Raw genomic sequence first — 21770 nt, forward strand, 5'->3', positions numbered from 1 at the left:
TGGGAATTCGCACATTTACAGGGTCGGTGTATTATACATATTTATTTCATTAATGCTAATTTTTTATGCAAAATTTTAGTATTTTTGCTGAAACCTATTTACATTAACTAAATTAATATTTTTAATGAATTTATTAAAATTGACTCATACATAAAGTTATTTTATTGTTAACTCAAATATCATCATACTAGTTATAGGAATTTTTATGAGCTACGCTAAAGAAATTGATACGCTTAATCAGCACATCGCTGACTTCAATAAAAAAATTAATGTTTCTTTTGAATTTTTCCCACCAAAAAATGAAAAAATGGAAACGCTTTTATGGGATTCGATTCATCGTTTAAAAGTGTTAAAACCGAAATTCGTTTCTGTTACTTATGGCGCAAACTCTGGAGAACGTGACCGCACTCATAGCATTGTAAAAGCAATCAAACAAGAAACCGGATTAGAAGCGGCTCCGCATTTAACTGGTATTGATGCCACACCTGAAGAATTAAAACAAATTGCTAAAGATTACTGGGACAGTGGTATTCGTCGTATCGTTGCGTTACGCGGTGACGAACCCAAAGGATATGCTAAAAAACCATTTTATGCGTCAGATCTTGTGGAATTACTCCGCTCTGTCGCTGATTTTGATATTTCTGTAGCGGCTTATCCAGAAGTTCATCCAGAAGCAAAATCAGCACAAGCAGACTTGATTAATTTAAAACGTAAAATTGATGCGGGTGCAAATCATGTTATCACTCAATTTTTCTTTGATATTGAAAACTACCTACGTTTCCGTGATCGTTGTGCATCAATTGGTATTGATACTGAAATCGTACCGGGCATTTTACCTGTAACTAACTTTAAGCAATTACAAAAAATGGCTTCTTTCACTAATGTGAAAATTCCTGCATGGCTTGTTAACGCTTATGAAGGATTAGACGATGATCAAACTACTCGTAATCTTGTAGCAGCAAGTGTTGCGATGGATATGGTGAAAATTTTATCTCGCGAAGGAGTGAATGACTTCCATTTCTATACACTAAATCGTAGTGAATTAACTTATGCAATTTGTCATATGTTAGGTGTAAGACCTAGCTAATATACGACTTATTTAATATTCAAAACCCACGCTCTTTCAAAGCGTGGGTTCTTTTTTCTTTACAATTTTTATCTTAGATAAATGATGATCAAAAAAACCGAGCTTTTGGAAAATGCCTTGACGGAATAATTGATACATACTCGTTTATCTCTCGGGATAGTTGACTGTAAGAAAGTGCGGTTAATTTTCACCGCACTTTAAAGGTAAGATTGCTCGTATTCTACGAGGAACAGGAATAATGTGCAAATAATAAAAAATGTGATGATCACAACGTAATCATCACATTTTAATATCAACCTTTCATTAGAAAGTTAAAGGAAAATCAGGTTATTACCAGAAGTATGCTACACCAGCACCGGCACCAACATTACCTTGTGTATTAGCACCTAGTGAGAATTTAACCCCATATTTTCCATTATCAGAAAGGCGACTATAACCAACAGCAACCGCAGATTGACCACGATATTGACCTACTGCAGCAGTAGCAGCTGACAAACCAGGACGATAAGATTGGAGCAAGTTTGCCGTAGCAATTGCACTTGCCGTACCAGCATCTGCACGTTTGCCCATTTTATCAATGCGATGGTTTAACTTATCCATATTGCCACTCAAACGGCTTTCAACAGCATGTAACTGACTACCATTCACAGCATCTTTACTGTCTTTAGCAACACGTCCATTAGCCACATTACGGATTACACCTTCATCCTTTAAGGTAATTGACTTATCTGCTGCATCTTTAGTAAACGGTAAGTCTGCAGAAACAGTGTATTTATTGCCAGTAGACTCGACTTTAATGCCATTACCAGCAGCTACTTCAGTTTTCGCAGCCTTAATCGCTTCCGCTACTTCGCCAGCTTTCGCCAGTTTATTCTCATCTCCTGTAGCAACTGATGGGGTCGTTCCAGCTGTAATCGTACCCGTTTCTGCTTCAATCGTTAATGTATCATTCGCACTATTTACTGTAGCAGTAATACCGTTACGCCCAATTACTTGACGGCCAGCATCACCTTTTTCACCTTTTTCACCTTTTTCACCTTTTTCACCTTTGTCGCCGGTCGCACCTTTGTCACCAGTTGCGCCTTTATCGCCGGTTGCGCCTTTGTCACCAGTTGCGCCTTTGTCACCAGTTGCGCCTTTGTCACCAGTTGCGCCTTTGTCACCGGTTTCACCTTTGTCACCAGTCAAACCTTTGTCACCGGTTTCACCTTTGTCACCAGTTGCGCCTTTGTCGCCGGTTTCACCTTTGTCACCAGTTGCGCCTTTGTCGCCGGTTTCACCTTTGTCACCAGTTGCACCTTTGTCACCGGTTTCACCTTTGTCACCAGTTGCGCCTTTGTCGCCGGTTTCACCTTTGTCACCAGTTGCGCCTTTGTCACCGGTTTCACCTTTGTCACCGGTTTCACCTTTGTCACCAGTTGCGCCTTTGTCACCGGTTTCACCTTTGTCACCAGTCAAACCTTTGTCGCCGGTTTCACCTTTGTCACCAGTTGCGCCTTTGTCACCGGTTTCACCTTTGTCACCAGTTGCGCCTTTGTCACCGGTTTCACCTTTGTCACCAGTTGCGCCTTTGTCGCCGGTTTCACCTTTGTCACCAGTCAAACCTTTGTCGCCGGTTTCACCTTTGTCACCAGTTGCACCTTTGTCACCAGTTGCACCTTTGTCACCGGTTTCACCTTTTTCACCTTTGTCACCAGTTGCGCCTTTGTCACCGGTTTCACCTTTGTCACCAGTTGCGCCTTTGTCGCCGGTTTCACCTTTTTCACCTTTGTCACCGGTTGCACCTTTGTCACCAGTCGCGCCTTTATCACCGGTTTCACCTTTTTCACCTTTGTCGCCGGTTGCACCTTTATCACCAGTTGCACCTTTGTCACCAGTCAAACCTTTGTCGCCGGTTTCACCTTTTTCACCTTTGTCACCGGTTGCACCTTTGTCACCAGTCGCGCCTTTGTCACCAGTTGCGCCTTTGTCGCCGGTTGGGCCTTTGTCGCCGGTTTCACCTTTGTCGCCTCGAGGGCCTTTTTCACCAGCAGTACCACCTTGTGGTTGTTCAGCTTTAATAGTAACTATGTGCTTACCATTCTCATCAGTTGTGTTAGTTACGGTAACACCGCCCTCGCCTTTAAATTCTACTTCATCGCCACTTTTTACGGTTGAAGCTGCACCTCCATTTGCAGAAACTTTCCAACCCAACTCATTTAACGCGCTCGATAAATCTCCTGCATTAACAAGTTTTTTCTTATCCTCTTCTTTAGGGTCGCTTACCTTGCCGTCTGCAACGGTAAGTTTAACGGTGTCTACGCTAAATTTAGCTAAACGACCATCTTGATCAATTTTGATCCCATCACCCTCTTGAAGATAAATATAACTGGTTGCTTTTTTAGGAGGAGTTCCATTACCATCTGGATCAGACTCAACAGAGATAGTGACACTACTATTAATATCGTTTGTATCCTCGTAATTAGGTTGTGGCTCTTTCTTGTGTCTATCTTTATCAACAACAGCAAGACCAAATCCCAACCCATTAAAATGAGATGCATTTGGCTCATCATCTGGTGGAACAATTAAATTTTAATTATTTCGCGGTTTATTATACCCACTTATAACTCCAGGCTCACTACTGCCCGGCTCCGAGTCCGTATTACTCGCCTGCGCGAAAGGAGAAAGCATGCCAGCAACAAGAGTAGCTGCAACGGCGGTTGCAGAAGCACGTTTTTTGTGTTTTTTAGTCAGTTCAGATACGGCGACCCAGGCTTGAGCTGCTTCGTTCCACACAATTCTAAAAATTTTATTCATAATTTTCCTCTTTAAATAGTAACAGTAAAAAATCGAGCACGGATTATACACAACAACAACAACAACAACAACAACAACATAATTATAACAATCATCTATTTTATGTTTCACCATAAATATAAAGGACTGAAATGGTAAAATACAACCTCAGTCCTTAAGTTACAGTTAAGTAATTAACTTAAAATTTACGCTAATTCCGCACGTAATTTTTTGGTTACATCCACCATCACTTTTAGTTGATCGATAGTTTCTGTCCAACCACGTGTTTTTAAACCGCAGTCTGGGTTTACCCATAAGCGTTCTTTTGGAATGACTTTTAACGCTTTGCGTAATAAATGTTCAATTTCACTTGCGGTTGGTACACGAGGGCTGTGGATATCATACACACCTGGACCGATGTCATTCGGGTAGTTGAATTTCACGAAGGCATCTAATAATTCCATATCTGAACGAGAGGTTTCGATGGTAATTACGTCTGCATCTAATGCGGCAATGGCAGGTAAGATGTCGTTAAACTCGGAATAACACATGTGAGTGTGAATTTGCGTATCATCTTGCACGCCCATTGAGCTTAAACGGAATGCTTCGCCTGCCCATTGTAAGTATGCATCCCAATCTGCACGTTTAAGTGGTAGCCCTTCACGAATGGCTGGCTCATCAATTTGGATAACTTTAATGCCTGCTGCTTCTAAATCTAACACTTCATCAGATAATGCCACACCAATTTGTTTACATACGGTTGAACGAGGAATATCGTTACGCACGAATGACCATTGTAAAATAGTCACAGGGCCTGTGAGCATCCCTTTCATTACGCGGTTTGTGAGGCTTTGTGCATATTGAGACCAACGTACTGTCATTGGCTCTGGGCGGGTTACATCACCGTAAATCACTGGTGGTTTTACACAACGTGAACCATAGCTTTGTACCCAACCAAATTTAGTGAATGCGAAACCGTCTAATAATTCCCCAAAATATTCCACCATGTCGTTGCGTTCTGCTTCGCCGTGAACTAACACATCTAAGTCTAATTCTTCTTGGCGACGTACCACATATTCGATCTCTTTTTTCATTGCCGCTTCGTAATCTGCAAGGGATAATTCACCTTTTTTGAAACTTGCACGGGCGTGACGAATTTCAGTCGTTTGTGGGAATGAACCAATGTTTGTAGTTGGTAGAAGCGGTAAATTTAACCACGCATTTTGCTTAACAATACGTTCTGCAAATGGCGATTTACGTTGATCCGCACCTTTTGGCAAGTTTGCTAAACGCTCAGCCACTTCAGGACGATGAATTTCTTTTGAGGTTGCGCGTGCATCTGCTGCCGCTTGGCTTGCATCTAATGCCGCTTGAACAGAGGCTCTGCCATTATTTAAGGCTTGTTTTAATACATTTAATTCTTCCACTTTTTGTAGCGTGAAAGATAACCAGCTATAAAGTGCGGTATTTTTTTCTTTTAATTGTACTTCCACTTCTAAATCAAATGGGGTGTGCAATAATGAACAGCTTGGTGCAATCCATAAACGCTCGCCTAATTTTGCTTTTAATGGCTCTAATACATCTAACACTTTGTTTAAGTTTGCACGCCAGATATTACGACCTTCAATCACGCCAGCTGATAACACTTTGCTGTAATCTTCAAAGGCTGCAAGTTGTTCTGGCGCACGCACTAAATCTAAATGCAAGCCTGCAATAGGTAAGGCTTTTAATAACTCAGCGTGTTGTGCAACGGAACCAAAATAAGTGGCTAATAATAATTTTGCGTTCACTTTGCTTAATTCAGCATACACAGATTTATAGGCTTCAACCCATTCTGCAGGTAAATCTAATGCTAATGCAGGTTCATCAATTTGAATCCACTCCGCTCCTTCAGCCACTAATGCGTTTAAGATTTCAACATAAACAGGCACTAATTGATTTAATAAATCGAAACGGTTAAATGCTTCGCCCTTTTCTTTACCTAACCATAAGAATGTTAATGGGCCAACAATCACAGGTTTAAAGTTTAAGCCTAACGCTTTTGCTTCACGGATTTGATTTACATAATGTGCTGGATTTGCTTTGAAAGCGGTCGATTTTTGGAACTCAGGCACAAGATAGTGATAGTTCGTATCAAACCATTTGGTCATTTCAATTGCGAATTGATCTTTGTTACCGCGTGCAAGTTGGAAATATTGATCAAGGGTTAAATTTTGGCTATCAAAACCAAAACGAGCAGGAATTGCCCCTGTTGCCACTTGTAAATCTAAAATATGATCGTAGAACGTGAAATCGCCCACGGCAACGAAATCTGCATTCGCCGCGGCTTGATGTTTCCAGTTTTTTTCACGCAATGCTTTTGCTAAATCTAATAAATCTTGCTCGGCTAATTCTTTACGCCAATAACGTTCTTGTGCAAATTTTAATTCACGTTTTGCCCCTACACGAGGAAAGCCTAAGATGTGTGATGTTGTCATAATAACTCCCGTTTTAAAGTAATCTTCTTAATCATTTAGACGGCTAAACGTCTGTACGGGTATAGAATGCGTCATCTCAGTGTATTATGCAAACTTATTATTTTCAGGATTTGCATGAAATAAATTAATATTAAAACCACATATAAAACAAAGGGGCATACTAAATGCCCCAAAACTATCGCAAAATTTACCGCACTTTTACTGCAACGCTTTCTCAATTTTTTCAAATAAATCTTTTGAAAGATTTTCTACAATGCTTAGGCGTTCTAAAGCTCGTTTCATGAGCGTTTGACGTTGAGCATCAAAGCGAGAAAAACGAATTAATGGCTCGATTAAACGTGCTGCCACTTGCGGGTTACTTTCATTTAACCGGATTAACACATCCGTTAAGAAACGATAGCCTGATCCGCTTACGTTGTGGAATGCTTTTAAGTTGTGATTTGCAAAGCTACCTACTAATGAACGTAAACGGTTTGGATTATTAAAGTTAAAACTTGGGTGATCCATTAATAACTGAATAATTTCCAATACATTTTCATCTGGGCGAGTGGCTTGTAATGCAAACCATTTATCCATGACTAATCCATCGTGTTGCCATTTTTGTTCAAAATCAGCTAACAACGCATCTCTGCAAGGTAATGCCGCTTTAGTCGCAACACTTAATGCAGCCAATGTATCTGTCATATTATTCGCATTATTGTAGTGTTTTTGTACTAGATTGTTGCCCAAATTGGTGTAAGCCAAATAAGTTAAGCAAAGATTACGCATTGCACGTAAGGCGATGTCTTGTTGCATAACTTGATAATCATCAAGACGAATATGGGTATAAACACGCAAGAAATCATCTTTTAAAGTCTCGGCAATTTGCGCTTGCATAAATGCTCTTGCGGCTGAAATGCCATCAGGATCGATGGTTTTGAAACCTTCGGCAAATTCCATTTCTTTTGGCAGCGTGAGAATTAAGGTTGCCAATTCAATATCTTTCTCATAATGGTTGAGAACATGAGAAAGTGCGGTCAACATTTCAGACGAAATTTCTAACGCCTCGCCTTGTTGGAAACGCACAACATTACGACGTAATTCTTGCGCAAATAACATCTGAGCCGCATCCCAACGGATAAATTGATTATCTGCAAATTTCAGCAAGCCTAATAACTGTTCCGTTTTATAATCATAATCAAGTTTTACTGGCGCAGAAAAATCACATAGCAATGCGGGAACAGGGCGACCATAAATGCCATGAAACTCAAAGACTTGGTCTTTTTCAGTAACATTTAATACATCACTCAACAATTCGCCATTATGTTGTAGCATTTGTTTCGTGCCGTTAGCATCATAAAGCGCCACTTTTAATGGAATATGTAAATTCACTTTTTCCATTTGATCGGCGGTTGGCGGTGTGGATTGAGAAACTGTTAAACGATAAGTATGCGTTTTTTCGTCATAGGCATCGCTAATCAATAATTCTGGTGTACCCGATTGGCTATACCAACGGCGGAATTGGTTTAAATCGAGGTCATTTGCCCGTTCCATGGCAGAAACAAAGTCTTCACAAGTTGCCGCTTTGCCATCGTTTTCAGCAATATAAAGTTGCATCCCTTTTTGGAAGCCTTGCTCCCCTAATAAAGTATGCAACATACGAATGACTTCTGCCCCTTTTTCATATACGGTTACGGTATAAAAGTTATTCATTTCAATCACTTTTTCAGGGCGAATTGGGTGTGACATTGGACTTGAATCTTCGGCAAATTGCACGGTGCGTAAAAATTTCACATTATTAATGCGATTGACTGCTCGAGAACCCGTATCTGAAGAAAATTCTTGATCGCGGAAAACCGTTAAACCTTCTTTCAAACTTAATTGGAACCAATCTCGGCAAGTCACACGATTGCCTGTCCAGTTATGGAAATATTCGTGTGCAATCACACTTTCAATGGCAAGATAATCCTCATCTGTTGCCGTTTGTGGATTGGCTAACACAAATTTAGAGTTAAAGATATTTAACCCTTTATTTTCCATTGCGCCCATATTGAAAAAATCGACAGCAACGATCATGTAAATATCGAGGTCATATTCTAAATTAAAGCGATCCTCATCCCATTTCATCGCTTTTTTCAGACTTTCCATTGCCCAGTTTGCACGGTTAAGATTGCCGCGATCTACATAAAGCTCTAATGCAACTTCTCGTCCACTTTTAGTAATAAATTTATCTTGTAATAAATCAAAATCACCCGCCACTAAAGCAAATAAATAGCTTGGTTTCGGGAATGGATCGTTCCATTCTACCCAATGGCGACCATCTTCTAATTCACCACTTGCAATGCGATTACCATTAGAAAGTAAGAATGGATATTTGGCTTTATCTGCGGTAATTTTAGTTGTATAACGCGCTAACACATCAGGACGGTCAAGCATATAAGTGATTTGACGGAAACCTTCCGCCTCACATTGCGTACAAATGCCTTCACCAGACTGATATAACCCTTGTAATGAAGTATTTTCGGCTGGTATAAGGAAGGTCACAATTTCAAGTTCAAATTCTTCCGCACTTTTGCCTTTTAAATCGAGCGTTAGACTCTCGCCATCTTGTTGATAGGCAGAAAATGGCTCACCATTAAATTTAATAGAAGAAAACTGGAAGCTATGCCCATCTAAACGTAAAGAAGTCGCTTCATCATTTAAGCGTTGGAATTTTGTGGTTGCCGTCACCACAGTATGTTTAGGATCGAGTTGAAAATCTAAATAAATGTCTGTGACCGTAAAATCAGGTTGTTTGTAATCTTTTCTATATTTTGCTTTGGCTAACATAATTTGCCCTACTTTGAAGAAAGAAAATGTGAATATGATATCGTTACGTTTTGTTATCTTAAACTTGGTTTTTCACGAAAAATTTTTTCTTGAATCGCTTCCGTCACAAAAGCATTAAGCGAACGCTCACCTGCTATGATCGTAGCTTCTCTATGTAATTCCTCGCCAATTCGTACATTAAATACACCTTTAAAAGGCTTATTCGGTTCTTTACCTAATTCCAAACAATCTTGTAAATATAAATCAACAGATTGACGAAATTCTTTTTCTAGCTCAGATAATGACTCTGCTTCGTAAGTCACTAAATCACGAATGTAAGCAAGTTTGCCAAACAATATATTGTTTTCTAAATCCGCCTCAATCGTGCCTACATAACCTTTATAATTTAATAACTTCATAGAATACCTACCTGTTTTAATGATTCTTTCACTGACTTTAAAGCACCGCCTTTAATATAATTTTCAGGGTGAGGCTTGTGTAACAAAATCGTATGCTCGAGCGTTCTATTATAAAATCTCACTCGAGAACCGGCCATTTCTCGCTTTTCATAACCTTGTTGAGCTAACAAAGATACTAATTCATTCCAATTAAATGTAGATTTTGATTGTGCGAGCTTATCTAATAATTTTTCAGTTCGTCCCATATAAACTATCGCCCATTAATTTGGTATCAAGTATAGTTACTAAAATTTAAAAATCAAATAATTATAAAATAAGACTAGATACTACCTACGCAGATAGCAAACGTTTGCTTGATGTATGTAAGATATGCTATTCTACGCCACGTTTTTAATTAAAAAATTGAGAAAATAGCATGTCAAAAACTGCACAAATTGCCGTTGTAATGGGTTCCAAAAGCGATTGGGCTACCATGCAAGAGGCAACTCAGATTTTAGATGAATTAAAAGTACCTTATCATGTGGAAGTCGTCTCGGCTCATCGTACGCCTGATAAACTTTTTGAATTTGCCGAAAATGCACAAAAAAATGGTTACAAAGTGATTATTGCTGGTGCAGGTGGTGCGGCACATTTACCCGGTATGATCGCAGCCAAAACCCTCGTACCAGTGCTGGGTGTACCAGTAAAAAGTTCTATGTTAAGTGGCATAGATAGCCTTTATTCAATTGTGCAAATGCCAAAAGGGATTCCTGTCGGAACATTAGCAATTGGCCCTGCGGGTGCGGCAAATGCTGGATTGTTGGCTGCACAAATTCTAGCAAGTTGGGATGCAGAATTACTTTCACGCTTGCAATCTTTCCGTGAAAACCAAACTCATGCTGTATTGGATAATCCCGATCCACGCACATAAAAATATCTTCAGATCTGACCGCACTTCTAGAGTGCGGTTGTTTTTTTCGTAAATTTAACGAGAAATATTATGCAAAACTCCACCTTATATCCAACCGTTTATGTACTCGGCAACGGACAACTCGGCAGAATGTTACGTTACGCAGGCGCACCTTTAGATATTTATGTTGAACCTTTAGCCTTCAATGCGCCAGTTTTTGACTTACCTGAAAATGCAATCATCACGGCGGAAATTGAACGCTGGGAAAAAACGCCTTTGACTGAATTACTCGGCAATCATAAAAACTTCGTCAATCAACATGTATTTGGATTATTGGCCGATCGTTTTACTCAAAAATCCTTGCTAGATGAACTGAATCTTTCGACCTCGCCTTGGTGTTTATTAAAAGATAAAACGCAATGGAATGATATTTTCCAAACCGTTGGCGAGAAAGTCGTCGTCAAACGTAGAACAGGCGGATATGATGGGCGTGGTCAATGGATTATCAGCGATGAAAACAAAGCGGACATCACCGATGACTTATTCGGTGAAGTGATCGCAGAAAAATTTATTCCTTTCGATTATGAGATTTCTATTGTAGGCGCAAGATTTAAAAATGGTGAAAAACGTTTTTATCCCGTTACACATAATCTGCAACAAAACGGTATTTTGCGTTACAGTGTGGTTGATAGTGCATTTCCTCAACAATCCGCACAACAAAAACAAGCGGAAGCCATGCTCAGCAAAATTATGGATAAGCTAGACTATATTGGTGTGATGACAATGGAATGTTTTGTTGTAGGCGACAAATTACTGATTAACGAACTTGCGCCTCGCGTACATAACAGTGGGCATTGGACACAACTAGGATGCTCGATTAGCCAATTTGAATTACATTTACGTGCGCTGCTCGATTTGCCAACGCCAGAATTACAAACATTCGCCCCAAGTGTAATGGTGAATTTAATCGGCACACACCATAATCCAAAATGGCTCAATACACCGTTTGCACAACTTCATTGGTACGGTAAAGAAGTGAGAGCTGGGCGTAAGGTTGGGCATATCAATCTTTCTCATCCAAATAGAGCGGTCATTATTCAACAATTAGAAAAACTTCGCACTGAGTTACCAGAAGATTATCAATCGGGATTAAATTGGGCGATTGAAAAACTAAAATAATGTAAAAAATGACCGCACTTTTTGATGAATATTTAAAAATATCAAAGTGCGGTTAATTTTTATAAAAATCTTTCTTGATAAAATAAAACGGCTGAAGTATAAAATTATCCACCACACAACACATACATAAGGAAAAGCTATGTTTGAACATATCAAAGCGGCACCAGCCGATCCAATCTTAGGCTTAGGCGAAGCATTCAAATCCGAAACTCGCGAAAATAAAATCAATTTGGGCATTGGCGTTTATAAAGATGCGCAAGGCACAACCCCGATTATGCGTGCAGTAAAAGAAGCCGAAAAACGCTTATTTGATAAGGAAAAAACGAAGAATTATCTGACTATCGATGGTATTGCGGATTATAACGAACGAACAAAAGCACTACTTTTCGGTAAAGATTCTGAAGTAATCAAATCTAATCGTGCAAGAACAGTACAAAGTTTAGGCGGAACAGGCGCATTACGCATTGCGGCTGAATTTATTAAACGTCAAACCAAAGCACAAAATGTTTGGATCAGCACCCCAACATGGCCAAATCACAATGCCATTTTCAATGCGGTAGGCATGACAATTCGTGAATATCGCTATTATGATGCTGAACGCAAAGCCCTTGATTGGGAAAATTTACTCGAAGATTTAAGCCAAGCAAGCGAAGGTGATGTGGTGCTTTTACACGGTTGCTGCCATAATCCGACTGGTATTGACCCAACTCCTGAACAATGGCAAGAATTAGCCGCACTTTCAGAGAAAAACGGTTGGTTGCCACTCTTTGACTTTGCTTATCAAGGTTTAGCCAATGGCTTAGATGAAGATGCTTACGGTTTACGTGCTTTTGCGGCAAACCACAAAGAATTATTAGTCGCAAGTTCATTCTCGAAAAACTTTGGTTTATACAATGAGCGTGTAGGTGCCTTTACCCTTGTGGCAGAAAATACAGAAATTGCATCGACCGCATTAACACAGGTGAAATCAATTATTCGCACACTCTACTCTAACCCGGCATCTCACGGTGGGGCGACCGTAGCAACAGTATTAAATGATCCACAACTTCGCCAAGAATGGGAAAATGAATTAACTGAAATGCGTGAACGCATCAAAAAAATGCGTCATTTATTCGTTCAGTTATTAAAAGAATATGGTGCAGAACAAGATTTCAGCTTTATCATGGAACAAAACGGTATGTTCTCTTTCAGCGGCTTATCACCAGAACAAGTGGACCGCTTAAAAGATGAGTTCGCCATTTACGCTGTTCGTTCTGGCCGAATCAATGTAGCGGGTATTACTGAAGACAATATTCGTTATTTATGTGAAAGTATTGTGAAAGTGCTTTAATCATCTTGAGTTTAAGAGGGCTAAAATTTAAAAAATTTAGCCCTTATTCTTTACCAATATCCCTCAATGTCAAAAATATCGACAAACAAATGCGATTATAAGAATGCACAACATAATCAAAATTTGAATCAAACGTTTTTTGGTTAATTTCTCAGCAGGCATTGATGATTTACTCTTCTTTATATGACTAATTAGTGGTATACTTTTTTGCGTTAGATCAATTTTACACTAATTTCTCGAAATATTTGAGGTTTACATGAAGAATTTCGTTGCAGAAACCAAGGCAGGACGCCGGATTCAATCGGGAGGTTGTGCTATTCATTGCCAGGATTGCAGTATTAGCCAACTTTGTATCCCTTTTACACTGAACGAACACGAATTAGATCAGCTTGATAATATTATCGAACGAAAAAAACCCATTCAAAAATCCCAAGTACTTTATAAAGCCGGTGACACACTCAATTCTATTTACGCTATTCGTTCTGGCACCATAAAAACCTATACCATTAGTGAATCTGGTGAAGAACAAATTACCTCTTTTCACTTACCTGGTGATTTAGTGGGGTTTGATGCAATTACCCAAATGCAACATCCAAGTTTTGCTCAAGCATTAGAAACTGCAATGGTATGCGAAATTCCTTATGATATTTTGGATGACTTAGCCGGTAAAATGCCAAAATTACGCCAACAAATTTTACGCTTAATGAGTAATGAAATTAAAAGTGATCAAGAAATGATTTTATTACTGTCTAAAATGAATGCGGAAGAACGCTTGGCTGCTTTTATTCATAATCTTTCTAAACGATACTCTGCTCGTGGTTTTTCAGCTAAAGAATTCCGTTTAACCATGACTCGAGGCGATATTGGAAATTATCTCGGTTTAACTGTTGAAACTATTAGTCGTTTATTAGGTCGTTTCCAAAAATTGGGTATCCTCACCGTACAAGGAAAATATATTACTATTAATGATATTGACGGTTTGATTGAGTTAACTGGAACAAATAAAACCAAAATTACAATGGTTGAATAATGAAAAAAGGCGTGCAAATTCACGCCTTTTTTACATAGATAAAAATAATCTTAGAATAAGATCACCTTTTTATCTCTCACACCTTGCCATTCTAAAGATTCTTTTTTATTCTATGAAAAGCTTCGGAGGTTATGATGAAATTTAAAAATATCCTAGTTGTTCTTAATCCTGAAAACGAAAAACAATATGCTCTTGCTCGTGCTGTTCGTTTAGCGAAAGAACAAAAAAATGAAACAAAAGTAAAAATTACCGCCCTTTTATCTGTATATGATTTGTCTTATGAAATGTCTGCCTTACTTTCTTCAGAAGAACGTTCTGAAATGCATCGTCAGGTGATTGAAAAGCATCATCATGCTGTACAATATTACTTAGATAAATATGCTGATCCAGAAATTGAATTACAATCTCACATTGTTTGGCACAGTAATGAGGCAGAGGCGATAAAAGAAGAAGTTGAAAATAATGATTATGATCTTGTAGTGAAATATACAAAAGATCAAGAAAGTTTTACTTCTCTAATTTTCACGCCAGTTGATTGGCAATTACTACGTAAATGCCCGATTCCTGTATTAATGGTACGCGATGGCGACTGGAAACATCAACGCCGTATTTTAGTAGCGGTAAATGTTTCAGGCGAACAAGAATATCAAAATGAATTTAATCTAGAACTTGTTGAAACTGGTATGTCATTAGCTGAAAACTTAAATCGTGGCAATGTGCATTTAGTTGCAGCCTACCCTTCAACACCAATCAACATGGCCATTGACTTACCTGAATTTAACACATCAGGTTATGAAAATGGTATTCGAGGCCAACATCTTATTAATATGAAAGCCTTACGACAACAATTTGGTATAGCAGAAGATCATACTCATGTACGTGAAGGTTTCCCTGAGGAGGTTATCCCTGCTGTAGCTAAAGAAATTGAAGCAGAGCTAGTTATCCTTGGCACTGTGGGTCGTACAGGACTATCTGCCGCCTTACTTGGTAATACTGCAGAACATGTTATAAGTAAATTAAGTTGTAATCTCTTAGGTATCAAACCATCTAAAAAGGATGAATAATTCATCTCACACATAAAAGTGCGGAAAATATTACCGCACTTTTGTGATTTAGATCACAAATCCACACTTTTTCTACACAATCCATTTAAATAAGATTTGTTTTCATTTAGAATCCATAAAATTATTTCTCTCTCCTTTTAATTTAAGGACAAAAAATGAAAAAAACACTTATTGCAAGCTTACTTGCATTTGCAAGTATCGCCCAAGCACATGATCTTTGGGTTGATGTTCCTGCTCAAATTCCATCAGATAGTATATTAAAGGCTAATATGGGATATGGTCACTATCCTTATGTAGAAAAAATTCCTGAAGCTCGTTTAAAAATTTTTGCGCCAATGGAAGTTATCAGTCAAGATGGCGAAAAACAAATACTGGTTCAAAAAGGAGAAAATTACCAATATCAATCAAGTAAACCTTTAACTAATGGCTCTTACTGGGTAACAGCAACATACAAACCAACATTCTGGTCACAAAATGCAGAAGGTTGGAAAATGGAAAATTTAAAAGGTTTACCTAATGCGACCTATTGCGAAGAAACCCAAATGTTTGCTAAAAAACTTATTACTGTAGGCAAACAAAAATTAAATGCTGAAATGGCAAAAACACGTATTGGTTTGCCACTTGAAATTGTACCATTAGAAGATCCAAGTAAAGTAAAAGCAGGCGAACCGTTCCCTGTTCAAATCTTCTATAATGATCAGCCTTTAGCGGGAGAAACCGTCATTGCGACATCTGATACCATCGCAATGAAAGATTTTGAGGCCGTTGATGGACATCGTGAACCACAAGGATTCTCAGGGAAAACCGATGAACAAGGTCGTGTAAATATTATTCCTCTTATTGAGGGAATTTGGAAAATCAAAGTTATTCATAAAACTTCATTTCCAGAACAACAAATTTGCCAACAATCGGCAAACTACTCAACATTGATTCTTCCAATTGGAAAAGGTTTAGATAAACTGCCGCCACGACCAGCGCATCACCACCATTAATGTCTATACACCATAAAATAGTGGTGATAGAATGCAAAAACGCTAGCAATAAAATGGATATTTTTCTTACGAAGAATATCCATTTTTATTCAATATAGCAAAATAAAAAGAGATGTATATCAATGAGCAAACAAAATAGTAAAACCGTTGCAGTAATCACTTCAACAATTGGTCGTCCAGAATTAGCTTTGGCTATTAAAAGCGTACAAAATCAAACTTATCCATGTAAGCATTATGTATTTGTCGATGGCAATATATTTTGCGATAAAGCCAAATCCATATTGGCACAATTCCCTAATGTAGTGCCAATTTATTTACCGATGAATACCGGTAAAAATCGTATTCTCAATGGTGCCATTAATGCTGCTGCAGCTTTTCTTGTTGAAGAAGACATTATTTGTTATTTAGATGATGATAATCAGCTACGAGAAGATCACGTGGAAAGCTTAGTAAATGTGATTGAACAAAGTGCTGATTTTGCCTATTCATTGCGCGCTTTTTACGACTTAAATCATCAATTTATTTGCAATGATGATTTTAACTCCCTCGGAAATTGGACTACAAAAAGCGATATTTTCGTAAATGTTAAAATAGAAGATATTCAGCAACAAATACATTTTAATTTTAACGGAATCAATGCTCATATTGATACCAATTGTTATGCTGTGCCTCGTGAAATAGCGCAGAAAGCTGCACATGGTTGGCATACTCCATCTATCGGTGATCGAGGATTTTTGTCTGCTTTAAAAGATTTGGGTTTAATGGGACAAACCTCTGGAAAATATACCGTAAAATACACTGTCGATTTTAATAAAATGATATCAGTTCGTCGTTTCTTCCCTCAATTAACACTATCAGATGAAATTAATGATCATACTTCTGCCAGAATATTAAAGCTGATTAATCAGCAAAATATCGAATATTACAGAGGTCGTCCTTGGGCAAAGGAATAAAAAATCTTGCAAATGATATTACCGACCTGATATTTTCCATTACACTTATTTAAAATTTAATTAAATTAGTTACATTAAAAAATACAAGAGTTTTACAGTTATGAATCAACCAACCAACCAACCAACCAACCAACCAACCAACCAACCAACCAACCAACCAACCAACCAACCAACCAACCAACCAACCAACCAACCAACCAACCAACCAACCAACCAACCAACAAAATGGTAAAACAGTTGCGGTAGTGACTTCAACAATTGGTCGTCCAGAATTAGCTTTGGCTATTAAAAGCGTACAAAATCAAACTTATCCATGTAAGCATTATGTATTTGTCGATGGCAATATTTTCTGGGATAAGGCCAAATCAATATTAGAACAATTCCCTGATGTAATTCCTATTTACTTACCAATAAATACAGGAAAAAACGGAATTCTTAACGGAGCCATTAACGCAGCAGCGACTTTTCTTGTGGAAGAAGACATTATTTGTTATTTGGATGATGATAATCAGCTACGAGAAGATCACGTGGAAAGCTTAGTAAACGTAATTGAACAAGGTGGTGATTTTGCCTATTCACTGCGAGATTTTTACGATTCAAATCATCAATTTATATGTCGCGATGATTTCGAATCTCTCGGTAACTGGAAACCTAAAGAAAATATGCCGGTTCGCTTTATTATGGAAGATGGTCAACAAATAGGTTGCTTTATTAATACTAAAACTAAGAATCATATTGATACTAATTGTTATGCTATTCCTCGTGAAATTGCTCAGAAAACAGCATATGCTTGGTACACGCCTTTCCTTGGAGATCAAAAATTTTTCTCAGCTTTAAATCAATCAGAATTAAAGGGACAAACTTCTGGAAAATATACTGTAAAATATACCGTTGATTTTGATAAAATGATTGGAGTTCATAACTTGTTCCCTCAACTAACTTTATCTGATGAAATGATCAACCTCATTTCATCGAATATATTAAAAGGGTTAAGTCAACAAAATATTGAATACTACGGAGGTCGTCCTTGGGCAAAGGAATAAAAGTAAACATTTTTCATCAAAAAACATAAAAAATCTTAATTCAGGCTTGACTTATTTCTCATGTACTAGTTTAATAGTACAAAAGTTTCCAGAAGGATATCAATATGCAAACTCAAGCCTTTATTGCGGTGACAGCTCAACCCGTTCCTTATTATGCTGACACCACTGCTATTTTTAATACACTTTGCCAACCTAATTCAAATTCTCTTCTACTCGACTCTGCCGAAATCGGGAGTAAAAACAGCTTACAAAGCCTTATCTTAGTCAATGCTGCGGTTAAAATAACGTGCTTAGGTCACAACGTCACATTTAAAGCATTAAATGAGAATGGAAAACAAGTTTTAAAAGAAATTCATCCAAAATTAACCGCACTTGGAAAAGTAAGTGCGGTCAATTTTAAAGAAGAATTTACTGTACAATTTTCGCCACTTGATAATCAACTCGATGAAGATAGTAAATTACAGTCTGCTACTATTTTTGATGGATTGCGTGTTGTATCTACTCTTTATCAACATAGCCAAACGCCTATTTTCTTAGGCGGATTGTTTGCTTACGATCTTGTCACAAATTTCATTCCAATGGATGGCATTACATTGCGAAATGATGGTATCAACTGCCCTGACTACAGTTTCTATCTTGCTGATCACCTCATTACTATCGACCATCAAAATCAACAAGCGACACTAAAAAGTTTCTGTTTTGCTCAAGAAGAACAAGTCAATATTGCGAAGACCTCGCTTTCTATTGCGCAAAAACTAAAAAATATTGATAACGTTCTTTCTATTAAAGCGGCAAGTGATGAAGTTAAAACAAACTTTGACGATCCTGAATTTACCGGCATTGTGAAAGCATTAAAACACCATATTAATATTGGTGATGTTTTCCAAATTGTGCCTTCTCGCCGTTTCTCCTTGGCTTGCCCAAATACATTAGCCAGTTACGCCCAACTCAAACAAAATAATCCAAGCCCTTATATGTTCTATATGAATGATGAAGACTTTATTTTATTTGGTGCATCGCCAGAAAGTGCGCTGAAATATGAGCCAGAAAATCGTCAGTTAGAAATTTACCCAATCGCAGGTTCACGCCCTCGTGGTTTTGATGCTCATGGCAATATCGATCCTGAATTAGATGCACGTTTAGAACTAGAACTTCGTCTTGATCACAAAGAACAAGCGGAACATTTAATGTTGGTTGATTTAGCGCGTAACGATATTGCTCGAGTTTGCCAAAGTGGCACCCGTAAAGTGGCAGAATTAATGCAAGTGGATCGCTATTCTCACATTATGCATTTGGTCTCTCGCGTAGTGGGTAAATTACGCCCTGAGTTAGATGCGCTCCACGCCTATCAAGCCTGTATGAATATGGGCACATTAACTGGTGCGCCAAAAATCAAAGCAATGCAGCTTATTTATCAATTTGAACAACAAAAACGCCATAGTTACGGTGGTGCAGTGGGTTATCTCACTTCCGATGGACATTTTGATACCTGTATCGTGATCCGTTCTGCTTTTGTACAAAATGGCATTGCCCATGTACAAGCTGGTTGCGGCGAGGTATTGGATTCTGATCCACAAATGGAAGCCGATGAAACACGCCACAAAGCAGCGGCTGTCTTAAAAGCTATTCGTCAAGTTAATACACAAGCAAAATAAGGAAGAATTATTATGGCTAATATTTTATTTTTAGATAACTTCGATTCCTTTACTTACAATCTTGTGGATCAATTCCGTGTATTGGGTCACAACGTGACAATTTACCGCAATGATTGCGATTTAGAAAAACTGGTAGAAACTGCACTCAATACACCTGATACTATTCTTGCACTTTCTCCAGGGCCAGGAACACCATCAGAAGCGGGGGTTTTACTGCCATTGATCGAACGCTTAAAAAATCAAGTGCCGATTATTGGAATTTGTTTAGGTCATCAAGCATTGATTCAAGCCTTTGGCGGAAAGGTTGTTCACGCTGGCGAAGTATTGCATGGTAAAGTTTCTCGTATCACCCATGATAACGAAGCCATGTTTAAAGATCTTGCTAATCCAATGCCTGTGGCGCGTTATCATTCTTTAATGGGACAAGATTTACCAAAAGAATTTATCGTCAATGCGGAATATAATGGCATTATCATGGCAATTCGTCATCGCGATTTACCTATTTGTGCATTCCAATTTCACCCTGAAAGTATTTTAACTGTGCAAGGTTCGCAATTATTACAACAATCCATTGAATGGTTGTTAAATAGATAAGACATCAAAAAGTGCGGTGATTTTTAACCGCACTTTAAAGGAGAAAAAATGATCACCGTATTCGGACTTAAATCCAAACTCGCACCACGTCGTGAACAACTCGCGGAAGTAATTTATAACAGCCTCTACCTTGGCTTAGATATTCCGAAAGGCAAACATGCGATTCGCTTTTTGTGTTTAGAAAAAGAAGATTTTTACTACCCTTTCGACCGTAGCGATGATTACACGGTCATCGAAATTAACCTGATGGCTGGTCGTATGGAAGGCACGAAAAAACGCTTGATAAAAATGCTGTTTAGCGAATTGGAGTACAAACTCGGCATCCGTGCTCACGATGTGGAAATTACGATTAAAGAACAACCTGCGCATTGCTGGGGTTTCCGCGGAATGACAGGCGATGAGGCGCGCGATTTAGATTACGATATTTATGTTTAATAAAATATAGAAAATTAGCAAATCCATATACAAAGAAAAACAGGAATAGACTATGCAACACAACCAATTATTAGAACAACTTTATAGCGGACATTCACTTTCAACCTCAGAAAGCACCGCACTTTTTAATGCAGTCATCCAAGGTGAGCTTTCCAATGAACAAATTGCTGCAATGCTTATCGCTTTAAAAGTGCGGGGAGCAAATACTGAGGAAATTACGGGGGCGGTTGCCGCCTCATTACAAAATGCCAAAGCATTCCCACATCCAAATTATTCTTTTGCGGATATTGTAGGAACGGGTGGTGATGGGCAAAACACCATTAATATTTCCACCGCCAGTGCGATTGTGGCAGCATCAATGGGAGCCAAAGTAGCAAAACATGGCAATCGAAGCGTGTCAAGTAAATCAGGTGCTAGCGATGTATTAACCGCACTTGGCGTTAATGTGAATGTCACACCAGAGCAAGCTCGACAAGCATTAGATGAAATTGGTGTCTGCTTTTTATTTGCTCAACAATATCATTCTGGTTTCCGCCATGTTGCGCCAGTCCGTGCTGCTTTAAAAACGCGCACTATCTTTAATATTTTAGGTCCGCTTATCAATCCTGCTCGCCCAACTTATCATTTACTTGGCGTGTATGCCCCTGAATTAGTGAAAACCTATGCTGAAACCGCAGTCGCCTTAGGATATCAACATTCCTTTGTTGTACATGGTTCTGGCTTAGATGAAGTTGCATTGCACGATGAAACGCAAGTGGCAGAAATTAAAAATGGCAAAATTGAATATTTCACTTTAACGCCTAAAGATTTTGGCTTAAAAACGCAATCCCTCGAAAGCCTTCGTGGTGGTGAACCACAAGAAAACGCCAAAATGCTCACCTCACTTTTACAAGGCAAAGGAAAGGCTGAACACGAAAATGCTGTCGCAGCAAACACGGCATTATTATTAAAATTATTCGGGCATGATGACTTAAAACAAAATGTGCAAAATGTATTGGCGCATCTTGCATCAGGTAAAGCCTTTGAAACATTACAGAAATTAACCAAATATTAATAAAAAG

20 protein-coding genes are annotated in these 21770 nt (G+C 38.4%); 14 read left to right on the forward strand and 6 right to left on the reverse strand.

Annotated features, from left to right (window positions below):
• Positions 1-205 precede the first annotated feature (205 nt).
• On the forward strand, positions 206-1087 hold the full coding sequence (gene metF / locus FE813_RS06490) for a methylenetetrahydrofolate reductase (protein WP_139989932.1): 882 nt from the start codon (positions 206-208) through the stop codon (positions 1085-1087).
• A 330-nt stretch (positions 1088-1417) separates the two neighbouring features.
• On the opposite strand, the gene FE813_RS06495 is transcribed toward metF, so the two are convergent.
• From FE813_RS06495 to FE813_RS06520, 6 genes are all read right to left on the reverse strand, one after another.
• Entirely contained in the window at positions 1418-3607 is a 2190-nt protein-coding gene (locus FE813_RS06495; protein ID WP_139989933.1) for a YadA family autotransporter adhesin, read from the reverse strand.
• A 51-nt stretch (positions 3608-3658) separates the two neighbouring features.
• The gene (locus FE813_RS06500; RefSeq protein WP_139989934.1) at positions 3659-3883 is read right to left on the reverse strand and encodes an ESPR domain-containing protein; all 225 of its coding nucleotides are present in this window, start codon (positions 3881-3883) and stop codon (positions 3659-3661) included.
• Positions 3884-4068: 185 nt separating this feature from the next.
• Positions 4069-6339: a 5-methyltetrahydropteroyltriglutamate--homocysteine S-methyltransferase gene (gene metE, locus FE813_RS06505; protein WP_139989935.1), complete on the reverse strand. Its 2271-nt coding sequence runs from the start codon at positions 6337-6339 to the stop codon at positions 4069-4071.
• Positions 6340-6537: 198 nt separating this feature from the next.
• On the reverse strand, positions 6538-9147 hold the full coding sequence (pepN, locus tag FE813_RS06510) for an aminopeptidase N (protein ID WP_139989936.1): 2610 nt from the start codon (positions 9145-9147) through the stop codon (positions 6538-6540).
• A gap of 53 nt (positions 9148-9200) precedes the next feature.
• Positions 9201-9545 carry a type II toxin-antitoxin system HicB family antitoxin gene (locus tag FE813_RS06515; RefSeq protein WP_065264798.1) on the reverse strand — a complete coding sequence of 115 codons (345 nt, stop codon included), beginning with the start codon at positions 9543-9545 and terminating at the stop codon, positions 9201-9203.
• Positions 9542-9790: a type II toxin-antitoxin system HicA family toxin gene (locus FE813_RS06520; protein WP_005653200.1), complete on the reverse strand. Its 249-nt coding sequence runs from the start codon at positions 9788-9790 to the stop codon at positions 9542-9544. The genes FE813_RS06515 and FE813_RS06520 overlap by 4 nt, the downstream gene beginning before the upstream one ends.
• A 170-nt stretch (positions 9791-9960) precedes the next feature.
• Here FE813_RS06520 and purE point away from each other — a divergent pair, with 170 nt between their 5' ends.
• From purE to trpD, 13 genes are all read left to right on the forward strand, one after another.
• Positions 9961-10455: a 5-(carboxyamino)imidazole ribonucleotide mutase gene (gene purE / locus FE813_RS06525; RefSeq protein WP_139989937.1), complete on the forward strand. Its 495-nt coding sequence runs from the start codon at positions 9961-9963 to the stop codon at positions 10453-10455.
• A gap of 69 nt (positions 10456-10524) precedes the next feature.
• A complete protein-coding gene (purK, locus tag FE813_RS06530; protein WP_139989938.1) occupies positions 10525-11613 on the forward strand; it encodes a 5-(carboxyamino)imidazole ribonucleotide synthase in 1089 nt (362 codons plus the stop codon).
• Between the two features lie 139 nt (positions 11614-11752).
• Positions 11753-12943, forward strand: coding sequence for an amino acid aminotransferase (locus FE813_RS06535; RefSeq protein WP_139989939.1), 1191 nt, complete (start codon positions 11753-11755; stop codon positions 12941-12943).
• A 256-nt stretch (positions 12944-13199) separates the two neighbouring features.
• The gene (gene fnr / locus FE813_RS06540) at positions 13200-13973 is read left to right on the forward strand and encodes a fumarate/nitrate reduction transcriptional regulator Fnr (RefSeq protein WP_048953226.1); all 774 of its coding nucleotides are present in this window, start codon (positions 13200-13202) and stop codon (positions 13971-13973) included.
• Between the two features lie 134 nt (positions 13974-14107).
• Positions 14108-15037, forward strand: coding sequence for a universal stress protein UspE (gene uspE / locus FE813_RS06545; RefSeq protein WP_139990034.1), 930 nt, complete (start codon positions 14108-14110; stop codon positions 15035-15037).
• Positions 15038-15192: 155 nt separating this feature from the next.
• Positions 15193-16029, forward strand: coding sequence for a DUF4198 domain-containing protein (locus FE813_RS06550; protein ID WP_139989940.1), 837 nt, complete (start codon positions 15193-15195; stop codon positions 16027-16029).
• Positions 16030-16151: 122 nt separating this feature from the next.
• Positions 16152-16982, forward strand: coding sequence for a glycosyltransferase family 2 protein (locus tag FE813_RS06555; RefSeq protein ID WP_139989941.1), 831 nt, complete (start codon positions 16152-16154; stop codon positions 16980-16982).
• A gap of 100 nt (positions 16983-17082) precedes the next feature.
• Positions 17083-17214: a PT domain-containing protein gene (locus tag FE813_RS10865; RefSeq protein ID WP_180978695.1), complete on the forward strand. Its 132-nt coding sequence runs from the start codon at positions 17083-17085 to the stop codon at positions 17212-17214.
• A 46-nt stretch (positions 17215-17260) separates the two neighbouring features.
• Positions 17261-18025, forward strand: coding sequence for a glycosyltransferase (locus FE813_RS06560; RefSeq protein WP_235898357.1), 765 nt, complete (start codon positions 17261-17263; stop codon positions 18023-18025).
• Positions 18026-18129: 104 nt separating this feature from the next.
• Positions 18130-19680, forward strand: a complete 1551-nt coding sequence (gene trpE / locus FE813_RS06565; RefSeq protein WP_180978697.1) for an anthranilate synthase component I — start codon at positions 18130-18132, stop codon at positions 19678-19680.
• Positions 19681-19692: 12 nt separating this feature from the next.
• Entirely contained in the window at positions 19693-20274 is a 582-nt protein-coding gene (locus tag FE813_RS06570; protein ID WP_139989944.1) for an aminodeoxychorismate/anthranilate synthase component II, read from the forward strand.
• Positions 20275-20322: 48 nt separating this feature from the next.
• Complete coding sequence (locus tag FE813_RS06575; protein ID WP_005636019.1) at positions 20323-20709, forward strand: tautomerase family protein; 387 nt, start codon at positions 20323-20325, stop codon at positions 20707-20709.
• 52 nt (positions 20710-20761) lie between these two features.
• Positions 20762-21763, forward strand: coding sequence for an anthranilate phosphoribosyltransferase (gene trpD, locus FE813_RS06580; RefSeq protein WP_139989945.1), 1002 nt, complete (start codon positions 20762-20764; stop codon positions 21761-21763).
• Positions 21764-21770 lie beyond the last annotated feature (7 nt).

This window comes from Haemophilus seminalis (assembly GCF_006384255.1).
GTDB classification, from domain to species: Bacteria; Pseudomonadota; Gammaproteobacteria; order Enterobacterales; family Pasteurellaceae; genus Haemophilus; species Haemophilus seminalis.

What these genes read in the sequence shown, in the direction of transcription:
- metF (WP_139989932.1), top strand. Translation starts at nt 206, where the DNA reads ATGAGCTACGCTAAAGAAATTGATACGCTTAATCAGCACATCGCTGAC.
- FE813_RS06500 (WP_139989934.1), bottom strand. Translation starts at nt 3,883, where the DNA reads ATGAATAAAATTTTTAGAATTGTGTGGAACGAAGCAGCTCAAGCCTGG.
- metE (WP_139989935.1), bottom strand. Translation starts at nt 6,339, where the DNA reads ATGACAACATCACACATCTTAGGCTTTCCTCGTGTAGGGGCAAAACGT.
- pepN (WP_139989936.1), bottom strand. Translation starts at nt 9,147, where the DNA reads ATGTTAGCCAAAGCAAAATATAGAAAAGATTACAAACAACCTGATTTT.
- FE813_RS06515 (WP_065264798.1), bottom strand. Translation starts at nt 9,545, where the DNA reads ATGAAGTTATTAAATTATAAAGGTTATGTAGGCACGATTGAGGCGGAT.
- FE813_RS06520 (WP_005653200.1), bottom strand. Translation starts at nt 9,790, where the DNA reads ATGGGACGAACTGAAAAATTATTAGATAAGCTCGCACAATCAAAATCT.
- purE (WP_139989937.1), top strand. Translation starts at nt 9,961, where the DNA reads ATGTCAAAAACTGCACAAATTGCCGTTGTAATGGGTTCCAAAAGCGAT.
- purK (WP_139989938.1), top strand. Translation starts at nt 10,525, where the DNA reads ATGCAAAACTCCACCTTATATCCAACCGTTTATGTACTCGGCAACGGA.
- FE813_RS06535 (WP_139989939.1), top strand. Translation starts at nt 11,753, where the DNA reads ATGTTTGAACATATCAAAGCGGCACCAGCCGATCCAATCTTAGGCTTA.
- fnr (WP_048953226.1), top strand. Translation starts at nt 13,200, where the DNA reads ATGAAGAATTTCGTTGCAGAAACCAAGGCAGGACGCCGGATTCAATCG.
- uspE (WP_139990034.1), top strand. Translation starts at nt 14,108, where the DNA reads ATGAAATTTAAAAATATCCTAGTTGTTCTTAATCCTGAAAACGAAAAA.
- FE813_RS06550 (WP_139989940.1), top strand. Translation starts at nt 15,193, where the DNA reads ATGAAAAAAACACTTATTGCAAGCTTACTTGCATTTGCAAGTATCGCC.
- FE813_RS06555 (WP_139989941.1), top strand. Translation starts at nt 16,152, where the DNA reads ATGAGCAAACAAAATAGTAAAACCGTTGCAGTAATCACTTCAACAATT.
- FE813_RS10865 (WP_180978695.1), top strand. Translation starts at nt 17,083, where the DNA reads ATGAATCAACCAACCAACCAACCAACCAACCAACCAACCAACCAACCA.
- trpE (WP_180978697.1), top strand. Translation starts at nt 18,130, where the DNA reads ATGCAAACTCAAGCCTTTATTGCGGTGACAGCTCAACCCGTTCCTTAT.
- FE813_RS06570 (WP_139989944.1), top strand. Translation starts at nt 19,693, where the DNA reads ATGGCTAATATTTTATTTTTAGATAACTTCGATTCCTTTACTTACAAT.
- FE813_RS06575 (WP_005636019.1), top strand. Translation starts at nt 20,323, where the DNA reads ATGATCACCGTATTCGGACTTAAATCCAAACTCGCACCACGTCGTGAA.
- trpD (WP_139989945.1), top strand. Translation starts at nt 20,762, where the DNA reads ATGCAACACAACCAATTATTAGAACAACTTTATAGCGGACATTCACTT.